Raw genomic sequence first — 19355 nt, 5'->3', positions numbered from 1 at the left:
GGTGGGCGGCGACGGCCTATGAGAAGACCCACCCGGTGGCCGGTGGCCGGGGTGGCCGGCGTGCGGTCGTCGGCCGCGGGTGGGTGCCGCTGCGCGGGGCCGGTCCCCTACCCGCCCTTCCACCGTTCCCGCCTCAAGCGCCGGCGGGGCTGAGGTGGGTGCGGGTGGGTGGGAGGGGTTCTGCGCGGAGCGGAACCGCTGTGCCCGCACGGGGTGCCGGGCTGCCGCGGCGGCGCCCCGGGAGGGGCGGCCGGGAGGGGAGGTCAGGAGGGGCCGCCGCGGCGGTGCCCCGGGCGGGGCGGGCGGGTGGGCTGGGTGGTTGTCGGCGCCCGTGCCCGCGCGTCCGGGTGGGGGCGGTGTCGGCGTCTGCTGCGGACCGTGCCGGTCGGGCGAGGTCTGGAAGAGACGGTCCGGCTGCATCGTGCCCAGCGCGTCAGGGCAGGGGGCGGGGTGGGCGGGGGCCTTCGTAGTGGCCGCTCGGGCGCATGCGGAGGGGGCGTTCCTGGTATTCCTCCAGCGCGTGGGCGATCCAGCCGGCCGTGCGGGCCACCGCGAAGACGGTCTCCCCGGCCTCCGCCGGCATCCCGCAGGACAGGGTCAGCACCGCCAGCGCCAGGTCCACGTTGGCGTGCAGCCCGTGCCGTGCCATCACCGCCGACACGTCACGCGCCGCGCCCAGCGCCGGGGCGGCCCGGGGGAGGGTTTCCAGGTGGCCGAACAGCGCCCGGGCCCTCGGGTCCTCGCCCTGGTACAGGCGGTGGCCGAGCCCCGGGACCCGCCGCCCCGCGCGCAGGTACTCCGCGACCACCGGCGCGGCGCCGCCCCGCTCCAGGACCTCCGCCAGCATCCGGTGCGCGAGCCGCCCGGCCGCCCCGTGCAGGGGGCCTTCGAGCGCGCCGAGTCCGGCCGAGACCGCCGCGTACGGATGGGCCCGCGCCGAGGCCGCCACCCGGACGGCCAGGGTGGAGGCGGCCAGGTCGTGGTCGACCAGCAGGGCCAGTGCCAGGTCCAGCCCGTCCAGGGCCGCCCGGTCCGGTGCGTGAGCGGTGAGCCGGGGCCAGAGCTCCCGGGCGAGGCGTTCGTCGGCCAGGGAGTCCGCAGGGACCGCCGGGGTGACCTCGGGCAGGGCGCCGACCAGGGTGGGGATCAGGCTGCGCGCGGAGCCCAGTACCGCTTCCTCGGACAGGTCGAAGCGCAGCGGGTCCACCACCGCCGCGGCCGCGACCACGACCCGCAGCCGGTCGATCGGCCCGCTGTGCTCGGGCAGCGCGGCCACGGCCCGCCGGGCGGCGGCGAGGGCCTCCGGGGGAGCGGTGAAGCGGACACCGCGGGGGAGGGTCCCCGCCCAGAGCCACTCGGCGACCTCCTCGTAGGTGCGGTTCGTGGCCAGTTCCACCGCGTCCACGCCCCGGAAGTAGTACCGGTCGGACTCGATGAGGGTGAGCGAGGTGCGGACGGCAAGCTCCCCGGCGGGGACGGCGGCCTCGCGCCGGCTGCGCCGGGCCAGCGCCTCCACCTCGCGCGCGTCGAAGCTGCTGCCCCGGCCGACAGGGTCCCGGCGGCTGGTGAGCTGGCCCCGGCTGACGTACGCGTACACGGTGGCCGGTTTCACCCCGAGGAGGTGCGCGGCCTCCTGGGTGCTGAGCCGCCGGGCGTCGGACGAGGGGGGTTCGGCAGCGTGGTCGGTCATGATGGGCAGGGTATATGTATTGATGAAATCAACATTGACAAGGATTGAGTCAAGCATGGATGGTCGATCCATGAACACCACCGTCGATGTACCCCGCGGTCTCGCGGGAGTCGTGGTCACCGACACCCAGCTCGGTGACGTCCGGGGCCGCGAGGGCTTCTACCACTACCGCCAGTACTCGGCCGTCGAGCTCGCCGCAGCCCGCTCCTTCGAGGACGTCTGGCACCTGATGTTCCGCGGCGAACTCCCCGCGGACGCCGGCCGGCGGGCCGCCTTCGCCGCCGAGACCGCCCCGCTGCGCCACCTGCCCGCCGAGGTGCGGAGCGCCCTGCCCGCCCTCGCCCGCGCCACCGCCCTCTCCGGACCCCTCGCCGGGCTGCGCACCGCGCTCTCCCTGCTCGGGGCCTCGGCCGGCTTCCGCCCGGTGTACGACCTCACGCCCGAACGCCGCGCCGCCGACGCGCTCGCCGCCTGCGCCGCCGTACCGACCCTGCTCACCGCCCTGCACCGGCTGGGGCAGGGCCTGGAGCCGGTGGAACCGCGCGACGACCTCCCGTACGCCGCCAACTACCTGTGGATGCTGACCGGCACCGAGCCCGACCCCGTCAAGGCCCGCGCCGTCGAGCGGTACCTGATCTCCACCGTCGACCACGGGTTCAACGCCTCCACCTTCACCGCCCGCGTGATCGCCTCCACCGGCGCCGACGTCGCCGCCTGCCTGACCGGGGCGATCGGTGCGCTCTCCGGACCGCTCCACGGCGGGGCCCCCAGCCGGGCCCTGGACACCCTGGACGCCATCGGCACGGCCGAGCGCATCGGGCCGTGGATCCGGGAACGGGTGCTCGCCGGAGACCGGATCATGGGCTTCGGGCACCCCGTCTACCGCACCGAGGACCCGCGCTCGCGGATGCTGAAGGAGATCGCCCTCGGCTTCGGCGGACCGCTCGTGGACCTCGCCGTGGAGGTGGAACGGCAGGTCGAGGAGATCCTCGCCGAGCTGAAGCCGGGCCGTGAGCTGCACACCAACGTGGAGTTCTACGCGGGCGTGGTCATGGAGCTGTGCGGGCTGCCGCGCGAGATGTTCACCCCGACCTTCTGCGCCGCCCGCGTCGTGGGCTGGAGCGCGAACATCCTCGAACAGGCCGCCGACTCGAAGATCATCCGTCCGGCCGCGCGCTACACGGGCCCGACCCCGCCCCGGCCCGTTCCCCCGCTGGGCTGACTACGATCGACCGGGTGAACAGCAGGCAGCCCACCCCGCCCGTCCCCATCCCCGTCGTCGTCCTCGCCGGATTCCTCGGATCGGGCAAGACCACCGTGCTCAACCACCTCCTCACCCACCGGGCGGGCACCCGCATCGGGGTCGTCGTCAACGACTTCGGGTCGATCGAGATCGACGCGATGTCGGTGGCGGGCCAGGTCGGCGACTCGATGGTCTCCCTCGGCGGGGGCTGCCTGTGCTGCGCGGTCGACGGCAGCGAGCTGGACGCGTACCTGGAGAAGCTCTCCGCGCCCGTCCACCGGATCGACGTGATCGTCATCGAGGCCAGCGGGCTCGCCGAACCGCAGGAGATGGTCCGGATGCTGGTGGCCAACGAGAACCCCGCGATCCGCTACGGCGGCCTCGTACAGGTCGTGGACGCGGCGGAGTTCGACGCGACCCGCGCCCTGCACCCCGAGACCGACCGCCACCTCGCCGTGGCCGACCTGGTGGTGCTCAACAAGACCGACCGGGTGGACGCCGCCGAACGTTCCCGGATCGAGGGTGAACTCGCCGCGCTCTGCGCCCCGGGCATCCCGCTGGTCGGCGCCGAGCACGGGCGGATCGACCCGGAACTCCTCTTCGACCGCCGCCCCTGGACCGAGACCCGCGGCCAGCTCTCCTTCGAGGACCTGCTCGCCGAAGGCCGCCAGCAGGAGGACGAGGACGACCACGAGCACGGCTCGCACGCGCACGCGCTGTACGAGAGCGTCGAGTTCGCCTCCGGCCAGGCCCTCTCCCCGCGCCGCCTCATGGACTTCCTCGACCGCCGCCCGGCCGGCCTCTACCGGATCAAGGGCTTCGTCTGGTTCGGGGTGCCCGGCCACCAGGAGCGGTACGAGGTCCACGCGGTCGGCCGCTCCCTGCGCTTCACCCCCGGCCCCTGGGAGCGGGGCGAACCCCGCCGCACCCAGCTGGTCCTGATCGGCTCCGGCACGGACGGGCCGGGCCTGCTGCGCGAGCTGGAGGCCTGCCGGGAGGCGGCACCCGAGGACACGCCCCCCGAGAGCATGTGGGGAGTCCTGCGGTACGTCCCCCGGCACGAACCCGCGCGGGAGGACGACGCCGACACCGCCGACGCCTCCTGACCGGCCCGACGCGACGGGCGGCTCAGGCCACCTCGACGCCGTACTCGCGCAGCAGGTCCTCCAGGCCGCCCCGGTAGCCCTTGCCGCCGATGACGAACTTCCAGTCGCCGTTCGGGCGGCGCCGGAACGAGCCCAGGACGAGGGCCGTCTCGCCCGCCCGGCCGTCGGAGACCTCCAGCCGGTCGATCTCCTCGCCGCCCGCGCCCAGCAGCCGGATCCGCGCGTCGGTGAAGCCCGCCAGGTCGGCGTCCGGATTGACCTCCGGATCGATCGCGGCGACCAGCACCAGCCGGTCGGCGCGCTGCGGCAGCGCGTCGAAGCCGACCTCGACGGCTGCCTTGTCGGGCGCCGCGTGGGGGCGGGAGCGGACCGAACCGTCGGGGGTCCGCGGGTTGTTGAAGAAGACGAAGTGGTCCTCGCTCAGGACCCGGCCGCCCTCGCAGACCAGCGCGCACACGTCCAGGGCGACCGCACCGGACCAGGACATGCCCAGCACGTTGTGGTCGGCCGCCGGCGCGGCGGGCAGAGCGGGCTCGGCCGTCCGCTGCGCGGGCAGGGTGACAGGGGCCGCCGCCGAAGGGCCGCCGCCCAGGCGGCCGCGGAGCCCGTACCGGCGCAGCAGCTCCACCAGTTCCACCCCGGGAACCAACTCCAGCGGCTTGCCGTTGGCAAAGGTGTACGACCCCGGTCCGAAGGACGAGGTGGTGACCAGCACCCCCTTGTTCGCCCCCGCGTCCTGGACCGTGCCGTACAGGTCCCGTACCGCCGTCGGCGGGACGGTGTTGCGGTACCGCTTGACCTGCACCACGATCCGCCCGCCCCGGATCGGGGCCGGGTCCAGCGCCTCGACGTCCACGCCGCCGTCACCGGACCGCTGCGTGGTCACCGCCTCCATGCCCATAGCCCGGAACAGCTCGGCGACCAGGTTCTCGAAGGCGATCGGGTCCATCTCGAAGAGGTCGGGCTCGTCCTCGCCGCCGCCCGCGTGGCCGCCGTGGCTCACCACGGCCCCCGCACCGCCGACCTCGGCGGGCCTGCGCCCGGCCCGTACGGCCGTCAGCTGCTCGGGCCGCGCCGACAACTGCCCCCGCAGGCCGTCGACCAGGCAGTCCACCGCGCTCACCTGCTCCAGCCGCAGCCCGGCGAAGGCGGTCCGCGGGGCCTGCACGGTGGCCAGTACGATCCGGGCCTCCTGGCCCGTCACCGGATCGTGGTCGTCCACGAAGCCGTTGACCACCACCGAGTCCAGCGCGCCGAACTCGTCCGCCGCGTACAGCTCGCGCAGCACCAGCAGCGCGCACTGGGCGAGCAGGTCCCGGTACAGGGCCCGGCGCTGGGTGGCGGGCCGGGCCGTCTCCTTGTCCTGGTCGGTACTCGGCTGGTACCGCACCGACTTCGCCTCCGGCACGACCTCGAACCGGGCCAGCTCCCAGTCCAGCACCAGCTGCCGCGCCGCCGGGTCGTACGCCGCCGACACCTGGCGGGGCAGCTCCTCGGGCCAGGCCGTGGAGGCGTACAGGGCAGCCGAGAAGTACTCCACGGCGGCTTCGGGATCGCCCGCGCGCAGCGCGTCGGCCAGCTCGGTCAGGCCGCTGTTGTGGCCGCGGATCTCGGCGAGCCGGTCCGCCGCCCACCGGTCGTACTGCTGCCGGTACGCCGCCAGCTGCCGCAGCCGCTCCTGCTCGGCGGCGTGCGCGGCCTGCCAGGCCTGCGTGTACCGGTCGTGGGCCTCCCGCTCCGCCTGCGCCCGGCGGCCCGGACCCAGGGTCCAGCCGCTGCTCTGCTGCTGGAACTGCGCCAGCTGCGGCATGGCCACCGGGTGCGCGAGGCTGCCCGGCTCGAAGGGTTCGAGATGCTCGGCCCGCACCAGGGAGGCCATCCGGAACGCCGGCGCCCGGCAGCCCGCGGCCAACAGCCCCTGGAGGGCCGCCACCTGCGCGTCGAGTCCCTCGGTGCGCCGCCGCGCCTCCGCCTCGCGGTGCTGGCGGTAGGCGGCCTGCTGTTCCCGCTGGCCCCGGGCCACGTCCCGTTCCCAGGCCCGCTGCCTGCGCTCCGCCTCGCGCTGCTGGATCAGCTGCGCCCGCTGCTGCTGTCGCTGGGCCTCGGCCCAGACCCCGATCAACCCGCTCGACCGACGGCTCATCAGCTCTGCTCTCCCCCCACCCGCGTGTACCGGGAAAACAGTAGTCGGGGCGAGGGGTGCGCGGCCGCCGGAAGGGAGGACCGCGCACCCTTGCGCCCTACAGCGCGCCCCCCGCCAGCGACTCGACGGCCGCCGGCAGCGCGGTGCCCGAGCCGTCGCGGCGCGGGTCCACGGCCGGCAGCGCGGCCGGGGAGCCGTTCGCGGTGGCCGCGCGGACCGGGGCGTTCCCGGCCCAGGCCAGCACGAGCACGTCCTCGCCCTTCAGGAAGCGCTGGCAGCGCACGCCGCCGGTGGCCCGCCCCTTGCGCGGGTACTGGTCGAAGGGGGTCACCTTCCCGGAGCGCACCGAGTCGTCGAGCGTCCCGTGCGAGCCCGCCACGCTGAACACCACGGCGTCCCGGGCCGGGTCCACGGCCGAGAAGTGGATCACCTTGGCGTTCTCGGCGAGCTTGATGCCCGCCATGCCGCCCGCCGGACGGCCCTGGGGGCGGACCTGGCCCGCCGGGTAGCGCAGCAGCTGGGCGTCGTCGGTGATGAAGACCAGGTCCTCCTCGCCCGTGCGCAGTTCGACCGCGCCGACGATCCGGTCGCCCTCCTTGAGGGTGATGACCTCCAGCTCGTCCTTGTTCGCCGGGTAGTCCGGCACGACCCGCTTGACCACGCCCTGCTCGGTGCCCAGGGCCAGGCCCTGCGAGGACTCGTCGAGGGTGGTCAGGCAGATCACCGTCTCGTCGGCCTCCAGCCCGGAGACGAACTCCGCGACCGGGGCCCCGCCCGCCAGGTTCGGCGCGGCATGGGTGTCCGGCAGCTGCGGCAGGTCGATCACCGCGAGCCGCAGCAGACGGCCGTACGAGGTCACCACGCCGACGTCGGCGCGGGCGGTCGCGGCCACCTGCGAGACGATCACGTCGTGCTTCGCGCGGGCGGAGCCCTCGTCCTCCGGCAGCGGCTCGGCGTTCGCCGTGCGGGCCAGCAGGCCGGTGGAGGACAGCAGCACCCGGCAGGGGTCGTCCGCGACCTCCAGCGGAACGGCCGAGACGGCCGTGCCCGCCGACTCCAGCAGCACCGTCCGGCGCGGGTTGGCGAACTTCTTCGCGACCGCCGCCAGTTCCGAGGAGACCAGCTTGCGCAGCTCGCTGTCCGAGTCGAGGATGCCGGTCAGCTCGTCGATCTCGCCGGTCAGCCGGTCGCGCTCGCTCTCCAGCTCGATCCGGTCGAAGCGGGTGAGGCGGCGCAGCGGGGTGTCCAGGATGTACTGGGTCTGGATCTCGCTCAGCGAGAAGCGCTCCATCAGGCGCTCCTTCGCCTGGGCGGAGTTGTCGCTGTCCCGGATGATCCGGATGACCTCGTCGATGTCGACCAGGGCCACGAGCAGGCCCTCGACGAGGTGCAGCCGGTCGCGCCGCTTGCCCCGGCGGAACTCGCTGCGGCGGCGCACGACCTCGAAGCGGTGGTCCAGGTAGACCTCCAGCAGCTCCTTGAGGCCCAGCGTCAGCGGCTGCCCGTCGACCAGCGCCACGTTGTTGATGCCGAAGGACTCCTCCATCGGCGTCAGCTTGTAGAGCTGCTCCAGGACGGCCTCCGGGTGGAAGCCGTTCTTGATCTCGATGACCAGGCGCAGGCCGTGCGAGCGGTCGGTGAGGTCCTTGACGTCGGCGATGCCCTGGAGCTTCTTCGAGCCGACCAGGTCCTTGATCTTCGCGATGACCTTCTCGGGGCCGACCGTGAAGGGCAGTTCGGTGACGACCAGACCCTTGCGGCGCGGCGTCACGTCCTCCACGGCCACGGTCGCGCGGATCTTGAAGGTGCCTCGACCGTTCTCGTAGGCGTCCTTGATCCCGGACAGGCCCACGATCCGTCCGCCGGTCGGCAGGTCCGGACCCGGCACGAAGCGCATCAGCGCCTCCAGGTCGGCCTCCGGGTAGCGGATCAGGTGGCGGGCGGCCGCGATGACCTCGCCCAGGTTGTGCGGGGCCATGTTCGTGGCCATGCCGACGGCGATCCCGGAGGCGCCGTTGACGAGGAGGTTCGGGTACGCGGCGGGCAGGGCGACCGGTTCGCGCTCCTGGCCGTCGTAGTTGGCGGTGAAGTCGACGGTGTCCTCGTCGATCGACTCCGTCATCAGCGAGGTGGCGTCGGCCATCTTGCACTCGGTGTAACGCATCGCGGCCGGCGGGTCGTCGTTGCCGAGCGAGCCGAAGTTGCCGTGGCCGTCGACCAGCGGCAGCCGCATCGAGAAGGGCTGCGCCATGCGGACGAGGGCGTCGTAGATGGACGCGTCACCGTGCGGGTGCAGCTTGCCCATGACCTCGCCGACGACGCGGGCGCACTTCACGTACCCGCGGTCGGGGCGCAGGCCCATCTCGTTCATCTGGTAGACGATGCGCCGGTGGACGGGCTTCATGCCGTCCCGGGCGTCGGGCAGGGCACGGGAGTAGATCACCGAGTACGCGTACTCGAGGAAGGAGCCCTGCATTTCGTCGACGACGTCGATGTCGAGGATCTTCTCCTCGAAATCCTCCGGCGGCGGGGTCTTCGTGCTGCGGCGGGCCATCGCTGCGCGGCTCCTTAACCAAGAATCGGTGTGTACGGGCTCGGACCGGGGTGTCCGAAGGGGGGCGACGCGGACCATTGTGGCCCGCGGCACCGACAACGCCGACTCCGACCCCGGGGGGTCCCCCCGGACGGAGTCCGGGGCGGGACCCGGGAACTTCTACGGTGACCGGCGCGCTTGCATACAGTGGCAGGTCTGACAGAAATCTCTGCATCGCGATCGAAGGGACCACATGCCCATGGGTCACACGGCCACAGCTCAGGCCGGCTCCGGCGGCCTGACAGCGACCGAGCACCGGCTGGCCAACGGCCTGCGCGTGGTGCTGTCCGAGGACCACCTCACTCCGGTCGCCGCCGTCTGCCTCTGGTACGACGTCGGCTCGCGCCACGAAGTCAAGGGGCGGACCGGTCTGGCTCACCTCTTCGAGCACCTGATGTTCCAGGGCTCGGCGAGCGTACCGGGCAACGGCCACTTCGAGCTCGTCCAGGGGGCCGGCGGTTCCCTCAACGGCACCACCAGCTTCGAGCGCACCAACTACTTCGAGACGATGCCGGCCCACCAGCTGGAACTCGCCCTGTGGCTGGAGGCGGACCGCATGGGCTCGCTGCTGGCCGCCCTGGACGAGGAGTCCATGGAGAACCAGCGCGACGTCGTCAAGAACGAGCGCCGCCAGCGCTACGACAACGTCCCGTACGGCACGGCGTTCGAGAAGCTGACCGCCCTGGCGTACCCCGAGGGCCACCCGTACCACCACACCCCGATCGGCTCCATGGCCGACCTGGACGCCGCCTCCCTGGAGGACGCGCGGAACTTCTTCCGTACGTACTACGCGCCCAACAACGCGGTGCTGTCGGTCGTCGGCGACATCGACCCCGAGCGGACGCTCGCCTGGGTCGAGAAGTACTTCGGCACCATCCCGGCGCACGACGGCAAGCAGCCGCCGCGCGACGGCTCGCTCCCCGAGGTCATGGGCGGGCAGCTGCGCGAGGAGATCGTCGAGGAGGTCCCGGCGCGCGCGCTGATGGCCGCCTACCGCCTCCCGCACGACGGCACCCGCGAGTGCGACGCCGCCGACGTGGCCCTGACCGTGCTGGGCGGCGGCGAGTCCTCCCGCCTGCACAACCGCCTCGTACGCCGCGACCAGAGCGCCGTCGCGGCCGGCTTCGGCATGCTGCGCCTGGCCGGAGCGCCCTCGCTGGGCTGGCTGGACGTCAAGACCTCCAGCGGCGTCGAGGTGCCCGCCATCGAGGCCGCCGTGGACGAGGAGCTCGCGCGGTTCGCCGCCGAGGGCCCCACGGCCGAGGAGATGGAGCGCGCCCAGGCGCAGCTGGAGCGGGAGTGGCTGGACCGGCTGAGCACGGTGGCCGGCCGCGCCGACGAACTGTGCCGCTTCGCGGTGCTGTTCGGCGACCCGCAGCTGGCGCTGACCGCCGTCCAGCGCGTCCTGGACATCACCGCCGAGGAGGTGCAGGCCGTGGCCGCGGCCCGACTGCGCCCCGACAACCGCGCGGTGCTCGTCTACGAGCCGCTGCCCGGTGCCGCCGAGAACGACCAGGACGACCAGGACGACGAGAACGACGAGAACGAGGGGGCGGAGCAGTGAGCGACACCGCAGCCGTCACGATGACCTTCCACCCGCGCCCCGAGGCCGGCGAGCCCCAGCCGTGGGCCTTCCCGGCCCCCGAGCGCGGCACCCTCCCCAACGGCCTGACCCTGCTGCGCTGCCACCGCCCCGGCCAGCAGGTCGTCGCCGTCGAGGTCAACCTCGCGGCGCCGCTGGACGCCGAACCCGAGGGCCTCGACGGCCTGGCCACCATCATGGCCCGCGCCCTGTCGGAGGGCACCGACAAGCACTCCGCCGAGGAGTTCGCGGCCGAGCTGGAGCGCTGCGGCGCGACCCTCGACGCGCACGCCGACCACCCGGGCCTGCGGGTCTCCCTGGAGGTCCCGGCCTCCCGCCTGCACAAGGCGCTCGGGCTGCTCGCCGAGGCACTGCGCGCGCCGGCCTTCGCCGACAGCGAGGTCGACCGCCTGGTGCGCAACCGGCTCGACGAGATCCCGCACGAGCTGGCCAACCCGCAGCGCCGCGCCGCGAAGCAGCTCTCCAAGGAGCTCTTCCCGGCCGGCCTGCGCATGTCCCGCCCGCGCCAGGGCACCGAGGAGACGGTCGCGCGGATCGACTCCGCGGCCGTACGCGCCTTCTACGAGGCCCACGTACGCCCCGCCACCGCCACCGCGGTGGTGGTCGGCGACCTCACCGGCATCGACCTGGACGCCGTGCTGGCGGACACCCTGGGGACCTGGACGGGCAACACCGCCGAGCCCCTCCCGGTCCCGCCGGTGACGGCCGACGACACGGGCCGCGTGGTCATCGTGGACCGGCCGGGCGCGGTGCAGACCCAGCTGCTCATCGGCCGGATCGGCCCGGACCGCCACGACATCGTCTGGGCCCCGCAGGTGCTCGGCACGTACTGCCTCGGCGGCACCCTCACCTCCCGCCTGGACAAGGTGCTGCGCGAGGAGAAGGGGTACACGTACGGCGTGCGCGCCTTCGGCCAGGTGCTGCGCTCCACCGCGGACGGCAAGGGCGCCTCGATGCTCGCCATCAGCGGCTCGGTGGACACCCCGAACACCGGCCCGGCGCTGGCGGACCTGTGGCAGGTGCTGCGCACCCTCGCCGAGGGCGGCCTGACCGACGCCGAACGGGACGTGGCGGTGCAGAACTTGGTGGGCGTGGCCCCGCTGAAGTTCGAGACGGCGGCCTCGGTCGCGGGCACCCTCGCCGACCAGGTCGAGCAGGAGCTCCCGGACGACTACCAGGCCCGGCTGTACGCGCGGCTGGCCGAAACCGGTACGGCGGAGGCCACTTCGGCGGTCGTGAACGCCTTCCCGGTGGACCGGCTGGTCACCGTCCTGGTGGGCGACGCGGCGCAGATCGAGGAGCCCGTACGGGCGCTCGGGATCGGTGACGTCACGGTCGTCACCAACTGAGCGGTGAGGGCTGAACCGGCCCGAACCGGACCGAACCGGCGTGAGCCGGGCGGGAACTGAGCGGGGACCGACCGCGATCCGGTCGGTTCTCGATCCGCATCCGGTCGGTATGCGGCCTGGATCCGGTCGCGACTCGACCGGGTTCTGGCCGACCCGATCGGCGTGCGCGGCAAGGGGCTTCGGTGGATCCGCCACCGGAGCCCTTTTGTCCGTTTGGCAACGTGGTTGCTGTTGTGGGGTGTGGCGTAGGTAACAAAAGGGCGCGTCTGTTTGGTGATCGACGGATGATCCGCCTAGCGTCGGCCGTGCTGTCCGTCAGTTGTACCCGCCGCACCCGCGGCACCGGGCAGCGATCGCCGAGTCCCCGTCAGGCGCGAGCCTGGGGAGCCGGGGACCCACATCAGTCCCTGGGGTGAATCGGACCGCCTCGCAAGAGGAGGCCCGTAGGAGACCTTCCTGCTCCGAACCCGTCAGCTAACCCGGTAGGCGAGAGGGAAGGAAAGGATCACCCCCTTCATGGCGTTTGGCAGTCCTACCGCCGGGTCCGGCAAGCACCGCGGCTCCAGCCGTCTGAGCCGCAAGACCGCCGGCTACGCCGGTATAGCCGCCCTCGCCACCACGGGTGTGGTCGCCACTCTGGCGGCCCCGGCCTTCGCCGCGGACAACTCCGCCCCCTCCGTCGAGGACACCGGTCAGAACACGATCGTCGTCGCGGACGGCCTCCAGGACGACATCGAGGTCCAGGCCGAGTCCCAGCAGCGCGCCGCCGAGGCCGTCGCCGCCCAGGTGCAGGCCGAGAACGAGGCCAAGCAGCGGGCCGCCGAGGCCAAGCGCACCGCCGAGGCCGCCGAGGCCAAGGCCAAGGCCGAGCGTGAGGCCGCCGAGCGCGCCGCCCGCGAGGAGCAGCGCAAGCGCCTCAACACCTTCGTCTCCCCGATCACCGGCTCGTACATCAGCACCAGCTACGGTGCGGGCGGCGGCATGTGGTCCTCCGGCAGCCACACGGGCGTCGACTTCCACGCGGCCTCCGGCACCACGGTCCACGCCGTCGGCGCGGGCACCGTCGTCGAGGCCGGCTGGGGCGGCGCGTACGGCAACAACGTCGTCATCCGCCACAACGACGGCACCTACACCCAGTACGGGCACATGGACTCGCTGAGCGTCTCCGCCGGCGAGACGGTCACCCCGGGCCAGCAGATCGGCCTGTCGGGCTCCACCGGCAACTCCAGCGGCCCGCACCTGCACTTCGAGGCCCGCACCGGCGCCCAGTACGGCTCGGACATCGACCCGGCGGCGTACCTGCGCAGCCACGGCGTCAGCATCTGACCCGCACCGCACTTCACGCAGAAGGCCCCGGCTTCCGAGCCGGGGCCTTCCGCGTCCGCGCCGCCCGCTGAATTTTGCGAATTTCCGTCCCTCATCGGAAATAATCGTGTGCTGCAATAGAGTCGCAGTACGGTCACGATCCCGGCGACGGCGCCGGCAGTCGAATTCCAGCGGAGGTCCGGCCTTGCGTATTCCTGCGCACGCGGTATGCACAGCGATCCGCGACGACATCGTCTCCGGGTTCTTCGGGCCGGGCGGCCGGCTCACCGAGGAGGTGCTCGCCCGCCGCTACGGGGTCTCGCGGGTCCCCGTCAGGGAAGCGCTGCGCACCCTGGAGTCCGAGGGCTTCGTCACCACCCGGCGGCACGCGGGCGCCTGCGTGGCCGAGCCGACCGAGCAGGAGGCCGCCGACCTCCTGGAGCTGCGGATGCTGCTGGAGCCGCTGGCCGCCTCCCGGGCCGCCCGGCGCCGTACCGAGGGCCACCTGAAGGTGCTGCGCGGGCTGGTCAGGCTGGGCCAGGAAAGGGCCAGGAGGGCGCAGGGGGAGGATCTGAGGGCCCTGGGGAGCTGGTTCCACGAGACCCTCGCGCAGGCCTCCGGCAGCCCGGGGCTGATCTCCCTGCTGACGCAGACCCGGCACAAGATCGCCTGGATGTACGTGGTGGAGGCGCCGGCCCGGCCCGTGGACTCCTGGGCGGAGCACGGGGCGATCGTGGACGCGGTGGCGCGCGGCGACGCCGAGCGGGCCCGGTCCCTGACCGCCCTGCACACGGCGACCGCGGCCGAGGCGCACCGGCCGCGGGTGAGGACTTCGCAACGTGCCGTAAACATGGCGAGCGGTCCGCATTAACACGCCCCGTATACAAAGGACGGACATTCGCGCGGCGCCGCGTCCCGCGCGGGCGCCTGCCATTTTTCCGCTGCGCCGAATTCCGGAATTCCCCGTGCGCGCGGTCCTGCCCGCTGCCGCGTAAATTCGCCCGCAGTTATTCCAGTCGAATTCCGGCCGCCGGCCGGGCCCGGCCGGAAAGCGGTGGAGTCAAAGGCGGTGGAGCCGAAAGCAGTGGAGCCGCAGTCCCCGCTCGTGGCGGGGGCTGCGGCTCCGTCACCGGACCCGAAGGGTCAGACCGTCTCCGGGAGCTCCTCGAGGCCCTCGGCGACCAGCTTCGCGAGGCGGTCGAGCGCGGCCTCCGCGCCCTCGGCCTCGGAGGTCAGGACGATCTCCTCGCCGCCCTGGGCGCCCAGGCCCAGGACCGCCAGCATCGAAGCGGCGTTGACGGGGTCGCCGCCCGCCTTCGCGATGGTCACCGGGACGCCGGAAGCGGTCGTCGCGCGGACGAAGATCGAGGCGGGACGAGCGTGCAGGCCCTCGGCCCAGCCGACGTTGACGCGGCGCTCTGCCATGGTGATGCCCTTCAGGTTCTTACGGTTGTCTAGACCAGTCTCTCACGACGCCCGGACTGTTCGGACCGGCCTTCGGCCCGAATCCAGCGCCGTTCGACCCTCCCCAGCTTGCACTGGTTTGCCCCCTGCTGCCGCATTCGCCGCGCGCGCGGCCCCCGGCCCGCCCGCCGTGCCCCGCCGCCCCGGCGGTCCGCCCCTTAGGGTGGCCCCATGACCACCGCGTCGGACCCCTCGTACCCGGCCCACTGGGAAGCGGACGTCGTGCTGCGCGACGGCGGCACGGCCCGGATCCGCCCCATCACCACCGAGGACGCGGACCGCCTGGTCAGCTTCTACGAGCAGGTCTCGGACGAGTCGAAGTACTACCGCTTCTTCGCCCCCTACCCCCGGCTCTCCGACCGCGACGTGCACCGCTTCACGCACCACGACTACGTGGACCGGGTCGGCCTCGCCGCCACCATCGGCGGGGAGTTCATCGGCACCGTCCGCTTCGACCGCATCGGCCCGGACGGCCGCCCCGCCTCCACCCCCGCCGACGAGGCCGAGGTCGCCTTCCTCGTCCAGGACGCCCACCAGGGCCGCGGGGTCGCCTCCGCCCTCCTCGAACACATTGGCGCGGTCGCCCGCGAGCGCGGCATCCGCCGGTTCGCCGCCGAGGTGCTGCCCGCCAACACCAAGATGATCAAGGTGTTCACGGACGTCGGCTACCAGCAGAAGCGCAGCTTCGAGGACGGCTCCGTCCACCTCACCCTCGACCTCGAACCCACCGCCGAGTCCCTCGCCGTGCAGCGCGCCCGCGAACAGCGCGCCGAGGCCCGCTCCGTCCAACGGCTGCTGGCCCCCGGCTCGGTCGCCGTGATCGGCGTCAGCCGCTCCGGCTCCGGCGTGGGCTCCGCCGCCCTGCGCAACCTGCGCGACGGCGGCTTCCACGGCCACCTCTACGCCGTCAACGAAGCCCGCGCCCCCGGCATGGAAGGGGACCTGCTGGACGGCGTACGGGCCTACCGCACCGTCGCCGACATCGCGGCCCCGGTCGACCTCGCCGTCATCGCCGTACCGGCGGACCGGGTCCCCGACGCCGTCGCCGCCTGCGGGGACCACGGCGTCCAGGGCCTGGTCGTCCTGTCGGCCGGATACGGCGAGAGCGGCCCGGACGGCCTCGCCCGCCAGCGCCAACTGGTGCGGCAGGTGCGCTCGTACGGGATGCGGCTGATCGGACCGAACGCCTTCGGGGTGATCAACACCGCCCCGGCCGTCGAACTCAACGCCTCGCTCGCCCCGGTCCCCGCCACCGCGCGCGGCCGGATCGGACTGTTCACCCAGTCCGGCGCCATCGGCATCGCCCTGCTGTCCGGACTGCTGCGGCGCGGCGAGGGCCTGTCGTCCTTCGTCTCCGCCGGGAACCGGGCCGACGTCTCCGGCAACGACATCCTCCAGTACTGGTACGACGACGACTCCACCGACGTCGCCCTGATGTACCTGGAGACCCTCGGCAACCCCCGCAAGTTCACCCGCCTCGCCCGCCGCACCTCCGCCGTCAAACCGGTGGTCGTCGCCCGCGGCGGCCGCCACACCCCCGCCGGGCACGTCGTCCCCGACACCCGGCTCCCCGACGCCACCGTCTCCGAGCTGCTGAGCCAGGCCGGAGTCATCCGGGTCGACACCGTCACCGAGCTGGTCGACGTCGGCCTGCTGCTGGCCGGGCAGCCGCTGCCCGCCGGACCCCGCGTGGCCATCCTCGGCAACTCCGAGTCCCTCGGGGTGCTCACCTACGACGCCTGCCTGACGGAGGGGCTGCGCCCGCTGCCCCCGCTCGACCTGACCACGGCGGCCTCCCCGGCCGACTTCCGCGCCGCCCTCACGGCGGCGCTGGCCTCCGACGACTGCGACGCCGTCGTCGTCACCGCGATCCCGTGGGTGAGCGAGCGCGCGCTGGCCGACGAGCTGGCGGAGGCCCTGCGGGAGGCGGTGGCCGAGATCCCGGGCAAGCCGGTGGCGGTGGTGCACGTGGAACTCGCCGAGCTGGTGGAGGCGCTGTCCGCCGCGGGCGCCGCCCCGCCCGCGCCCGCTCCCGCGCCGGCGGCCCCCGCCCCGCGGCCCGACCCCGCACCGGCGGCGGCTCAGGTGCCCGCGGGGGAGGCCCCCGCCGGGCGGATCCCCGCCTATCCCGCCGCCGAGCGGGCCGTGAAGGCCGTCGCCGAAGCAGTCCGCTACGGGCAGTGGCGCCGCGCCACCGCCGAGGCCGGGCAGGTCCCCGAGTACGAGGACATCGACGAGGGCGGAGCCGCTGCCCAGCTCGCCGCCCTGCTGGCCGACGTCGAGGAGGGCACGGCCTTGACCCTGGACGAGCCCGACGCCCGCGAGCTCCTCGCCCGCTACGGGATCCGGGTCCCGCCCACCCTGCCCGCCCCCAGCGCCGACGCCGCCGTCCGCGCGGCCCGGATCCTCGGCTACCCGGTCGCCCTCAAGACCACCGCCCCGCACCTGCGCCACCGCGCCGACCTGGGCGGCGTACGCCTCGACCTGGCCACCGAAGCCGACCTCAGACGTTCGTACGAGGAACTCACCGACGCCCTCGGCAAGCCGGCCGAGCTGCTCCCCGTGGTCCAGGCGATGGTGCCGCGCGGGGTGGACACCGTCGTCCGCTCCGTCGTCGACCCCGCCGCCGGAGCCGTCCTCACCTTCGGGCTCGCCGGAGTCGCCTCCGAGCTGCTCGGGGACACCGCGCACCGGCTGGTTCCGGCAACCGACCGCGACGTGGCCGCCCTGATCCGGTCCATCCGCACCGCACCCCTCCTCTTCGGCTGGCGCGGCAGCGACCCCGTCGACACCCCCGCGCTGGAGGAACTTCTGCTGCGGCTGTCCCGCCTCGTGGACGACCACCCCGAGGTGACGGGGGTCTCGCTGGAGCCCGTCGTCGTCGCCACGGAAGGACTCTCCGTGCTCAGCGCCACCGTGCGCCTCGCCCACCCGCCCGCCCGGAGCGACCTCGGACCGCGCACCCTGCCCAGCTACTGAGCACAGGGCAGGTAGGGGGACCCCGTAAGGGCCTTAGGATGGACCTCATGGCGAAATCCGGTACGACGACCCAGGGGCTGCGCGCGGCGATCGAGCGCAGCGGCTACTACCCGGCCCTCGTGGCCGAGGCGGTTGAGGCCGCTGTGGGCGGCGAGCCGATCTCGTCGTACCTGGTCCACCAGGAGACCACCTTCGACTCCAACGAGGTGCGCCGGCACGTCACCGTCCTGGTCCTGACCGGCAACCGCTTCATCGTCAGCCACACCGACGAGCAGGCCGCCGACGCCGGGTCCCCGTCGCCGTACGCCACCACCTCCACCGAGTCGGTCAAGCTGTCCGGCATCTCCTCCGTGGTGCTCAGCCGCGTCGTGGCGAACCCGGAGTCCTACACCCCGGGCCAGACCCCCCGCGAGGTCGTCCTGACCATCGGCTGGGGCGCGGTCTCGCGCATCGACCTGGAGCCCGCCGCCTGCGGCGACCCGAACTGTGACTCCGACCACGGCTACACCGGCAACTCCACCGCCGACGACCTGAGCCTGCGCGTCAGCGAGGCCGGCGACGGTCCCGAGACGGTGCGCCAGACCCTGGCCTTCGCGCAGGCCCTCTCCGAGGCCACCGCGGCCACGTCGGGCCCCGCCCGCTGATGTCGTACTCCGCGCCGCCGAACTGGCAGGACGAACCGGAACTGCTCGACCTCGCCGGCGCCCCGGTCCCGCACTACGGGACCGGCTCGCTCGCGGACCTGCTGCCGACCCTGGCGGCGGGCCAGGGCGTACCCGGCCTCACCGCCGGGATCTCCGAGCTGGCCCCGGCCGACCGGAACTGCGTGTTCCTGGTCGACGGCATGGGCTGGGAGCAGATCAAGGCCCACCCGCAGGAAGCCCCGTACCTGACCTCCCTCCTCGCGAGCTCGCGCGGCGGCACCGGCCGCCCGATCACCGCGGGCTTCCCGGCGACCACCGCCACCTCCCTGGCCTCCGTCGGCACCGGCCTGCCCCCCGCCCGGCACGGCCTGCCCGGCTACACCGTGCGCAATCCGGCCTCCGGCGAGCTGATGAACCAGCTCCGCTGGCAGCCCTGGACCCCGCCGAAGGCCTGGCAGCCGTACCCGACCGTGTTCCAGCTCGCGGACGCGGCCGGCGTGCACACGGCGCAGGTGTCCTCGCCCGCCTTCCAGACCACCCCGCTCACGAAGGTCGCCCTCAGCGGCGGCACCTTCCACGGCCGGATGACCGGCGAGGAGCGGATGGACCTCGCGGCGATCCAGCTCGCGGCCGGTGAGCGCTCGCTCGTGTACACGTACTACAGCGAACTCGACGGGGCCGGCCACCGGCACGGAGTGGACTCCGACGCCTGGCGCGGCCAGCTCATGTACGTCGACCGGCTCGTGCAGCGGCTCGCCGAGCAGCTGCCGCCGCGCACCGCGCTGTACGTGACCGCCGACCACGGCATGGTCGACATCCCCTTCGACGAGGACTCCCGGATCGACTTCGACGAGGACTGGGAGCTGGGCGCGGGCGTGGCCCTGCTGGGCGGCGAGGGCCGGGCCCGGCACGTGTACGCGGTACCGGGCGCCGAGGCCGACGTCCTGACCGTGTGGCGCGAGGTGCTCGGCGACCGGTTCTGGGTCGCGAGCCGCGAAGAGGCCCTGGAACTGGGCTGGTTCGGAGCACCGGGGGAGTGCGACGAGCGCGTCCTCGGCCGGCTCGGCGACGTGATCGCGGCCGCCCAGGCGGACGTGGCGATCACCGCCTCCCGCAACGAGCCCAACGAGTCGGCGCTCGCCGGCATGCACGGCTCGATGACGGCGGCCGAGCAGCTGGTCCCGCTGCTCGAAGTCCGTACCTGACCGGCCGCCGCCTCCTCCCCCCGTTCCGCCC

The 19355-nt window shown here is 73.6% G+C and carries 13 protein-coding genes and 1 riboswitch; of the genes, 9 read left to right on the top strand and 4 right to left on the bottom strand.

Translation table 11 applies throughout. The annotated features are described in order from the left end of the window. Positions 1 to 433: 433 nt before the first annotated feature. On the bottom strand, positions 434 to 1690 hold the full coding sequence (locus tag OOK31_RS08355) for a citrate synthase (protein ID WP_267011697.1): 1257 nt from the start codon (positions 1688 to 1690) through the stop codon (positions 434 to 436). 70 nt (positions 1691 to 1760) lie between these two features. Between OOK31_RS08355 and OOK31_RS08350 the strand changes: the two genes are divergently transcribed. Both OOK31_RS08350 and OOK31_RS08345 read left to right on the top strand, forming a co-directional pair. Further along, positions 1761 to 2912: a citrate synthase/methylcitrate synthase gene (locus tag OOK31_RS08350; RefSeq protein ID WP_267011696.1), complete on the top strand. Its 1152-nt coding sequence runs from the start codon at positions 1761 to 1763 to the stop codon at positions 2910 to 2912. A 14-nt stretch (positions 2913 to 2926) separates the two neighbouring features. Then, positions 2927 to 4039 (top strand): GTP-binding protein, encoded by a 1113-nt coding sequence (locus tag OOK31_RS08345; protein WP_267011695.1) that lies wholly within the window; start codon positions 2927 to 2929, stop codon positions 4037 to 4039. Positions 4040 to 4061: 22 nt separating this feature from the next. Here OOK31_RS08345 and OOK31_RS08340 read toward each other — a convergent pair whose 3' ends face one another. Beyond that, the gene (locus OOK31_RS08340) at positions 4062 to 6182 is read right to left on the bottom strand and encodes a restriction endonuclease (RefSeq protein WP_267011694.1); all 2121 of its coding nucleotides are present in this window, start codon (positions 6180 to 6182) and stop codon (positions 4062 to 4064) included. 97 nt (positions 6183 to 6279) lie between these two features. Next, positions 6280 to 8736: a DNA topoisomerase (ATP-hydrolyzing) subunit A gene (locus OOK31_RS08335; RefSeq protein ID WP_267011693.1), complete on the bottom strand. Its 2457-nt coding sequence runs from the start codon at positions 8734 to 8736 to the stop codon at positions 6280 to 6282. A gap of 238 nt (positions 8737 to 8974) precedes the next feature. Between OOK31_RS08335 and OOK31_RS08330 the strand changes: the two genes are divergently transcribed. From OOK31_RS08330 to OOK31_RS08315, 4 genes are all read left to right on the top strand, one after another. Further along, complete coding sequence (locus OOK31_RS08330; protein WP_267011692.1) at positions 8975 to 10339, top strand: pitrilysin family protein; 1365 nt, start codon at positions 8975 to 8977, stop codon at positions 10337 to 10339. 20 nt (positions 10340 to 10359) lie between these two features. Continuing rightward, positions 10360 to 11727, top strand: a complete 1368-nt coding sequence (locus tag OOK31_RS08325; RefSeq protein ID WP_267011869.1) for a pitrilysin family protein — start codon at positions 10360 to 10362, stop codon at positions 11725 to 11727. A 344-nt stretch (positions 11728 to 12071) separates the two neighbouring features. Further along, a riboswitch (cyclic di-AMP (ydaO/yuaA leader) is annotated at positions 12072 to 12231 on the top strand. 12 nt (positions 12232 to 12243) lie between these two features. Then, positions 12244 to 13053, top strand: coding sequence for a M23 family metallopeptidase (locus OOK31_RS08320; protein WP_267011691.1), 810 nt, complete (start codon positions 12244 to 12246; stop codon positions 13051 to 13053). A 184-nt stretch (positions 13054 to 13237) separates the two neighbouring features. After that, a complete protein-coding gene (locus OOK31_RS08315) occupies positions 13238 to 13903 on the top strand; it encodes a GntR family transcriptional regulator (protein ID WP_267011690.1) in 666 nt (221 codons plus the stop codon). A gap of 272 nt (positions 13904 to 14175) precedes the next feature. Here the strand turns inward: OOK31_RS08315 and OOK31_RS08310 are convergent, their stop codons facing one another. Further along, positions 14176 to 14457, bottom strand: a complete 282-nt coding sequence (locus tag OOK31_RS08310) for an HPr family phosphocarrier protein (RefSeq protein WP_215022735.1) — start codon at positions 14455 to 14457, stop codon at positions 14176 to 14178. 210 nt (positions 14458 to 14667) lie between these two features. Between OOK31_RS08310 and OOK31_RS08305 the strand changes: the two genes are divergently transcribed. Genes OOK31_RS08305 through OOK31_RS08295 form a run of 3 tightly spaced genes read left to right on the top strand, consistent with a single transcriptional unit; the run spans position 14668 to position 19324 of the window. After that, on the top strand, positions 14668 to 17475 hold the full coding sequence (locus tag OOK31_RS08305; RefSeq protein ID WP_267011689.1) for a bifunctional GNAT family N-acetyltransferase/acetate--CoA ligase family protein: 2808 nt from the start codon (positions 14668 to 14670) through the stop codon (positions 17473 to 17475). A gap of 38 nt (positions 17476 to 17513) precedes the next feature. Beyond that, a complete protein-coding gene (locus OOK31_RS08300) occupies positions 17514 to 18119 on the top strand; it encodes a DUF5998 family protein (RefSeq protein ID WP_267011688.1) in 606 nt (201 codons plus the stop codon). Then, positions 18119 to 19324, top strand: coding sequence for an alkaline phosphatase family protein (locus tag OOK31_RS08295; RefSeq protein WP_267011687.1), 1206 nt, complete (start codon positions 18119 to 18121; stop codon positions 19322 to 19324). The genes OOK31_RS08300 and OOK31_RS08295 overlap by 1 nt, the downstream gene beginning before the upstream one ends. Positions 19325 to 19355 lie beyond the last annotated feature (31 nt).

Source organism: Streptomyces sp. NBC_00249 (assembly GCF_026342355.1).
GTDB lineage: Bacteria > Actinomycetota > Actinomycetes > Streptomycetales > Streptomycetaceae > Streptomyces.
Note: the sequence above shows the minus strand (reverse complement) of the source record. Positions and strands in the feature narration are given on the sequence as shown.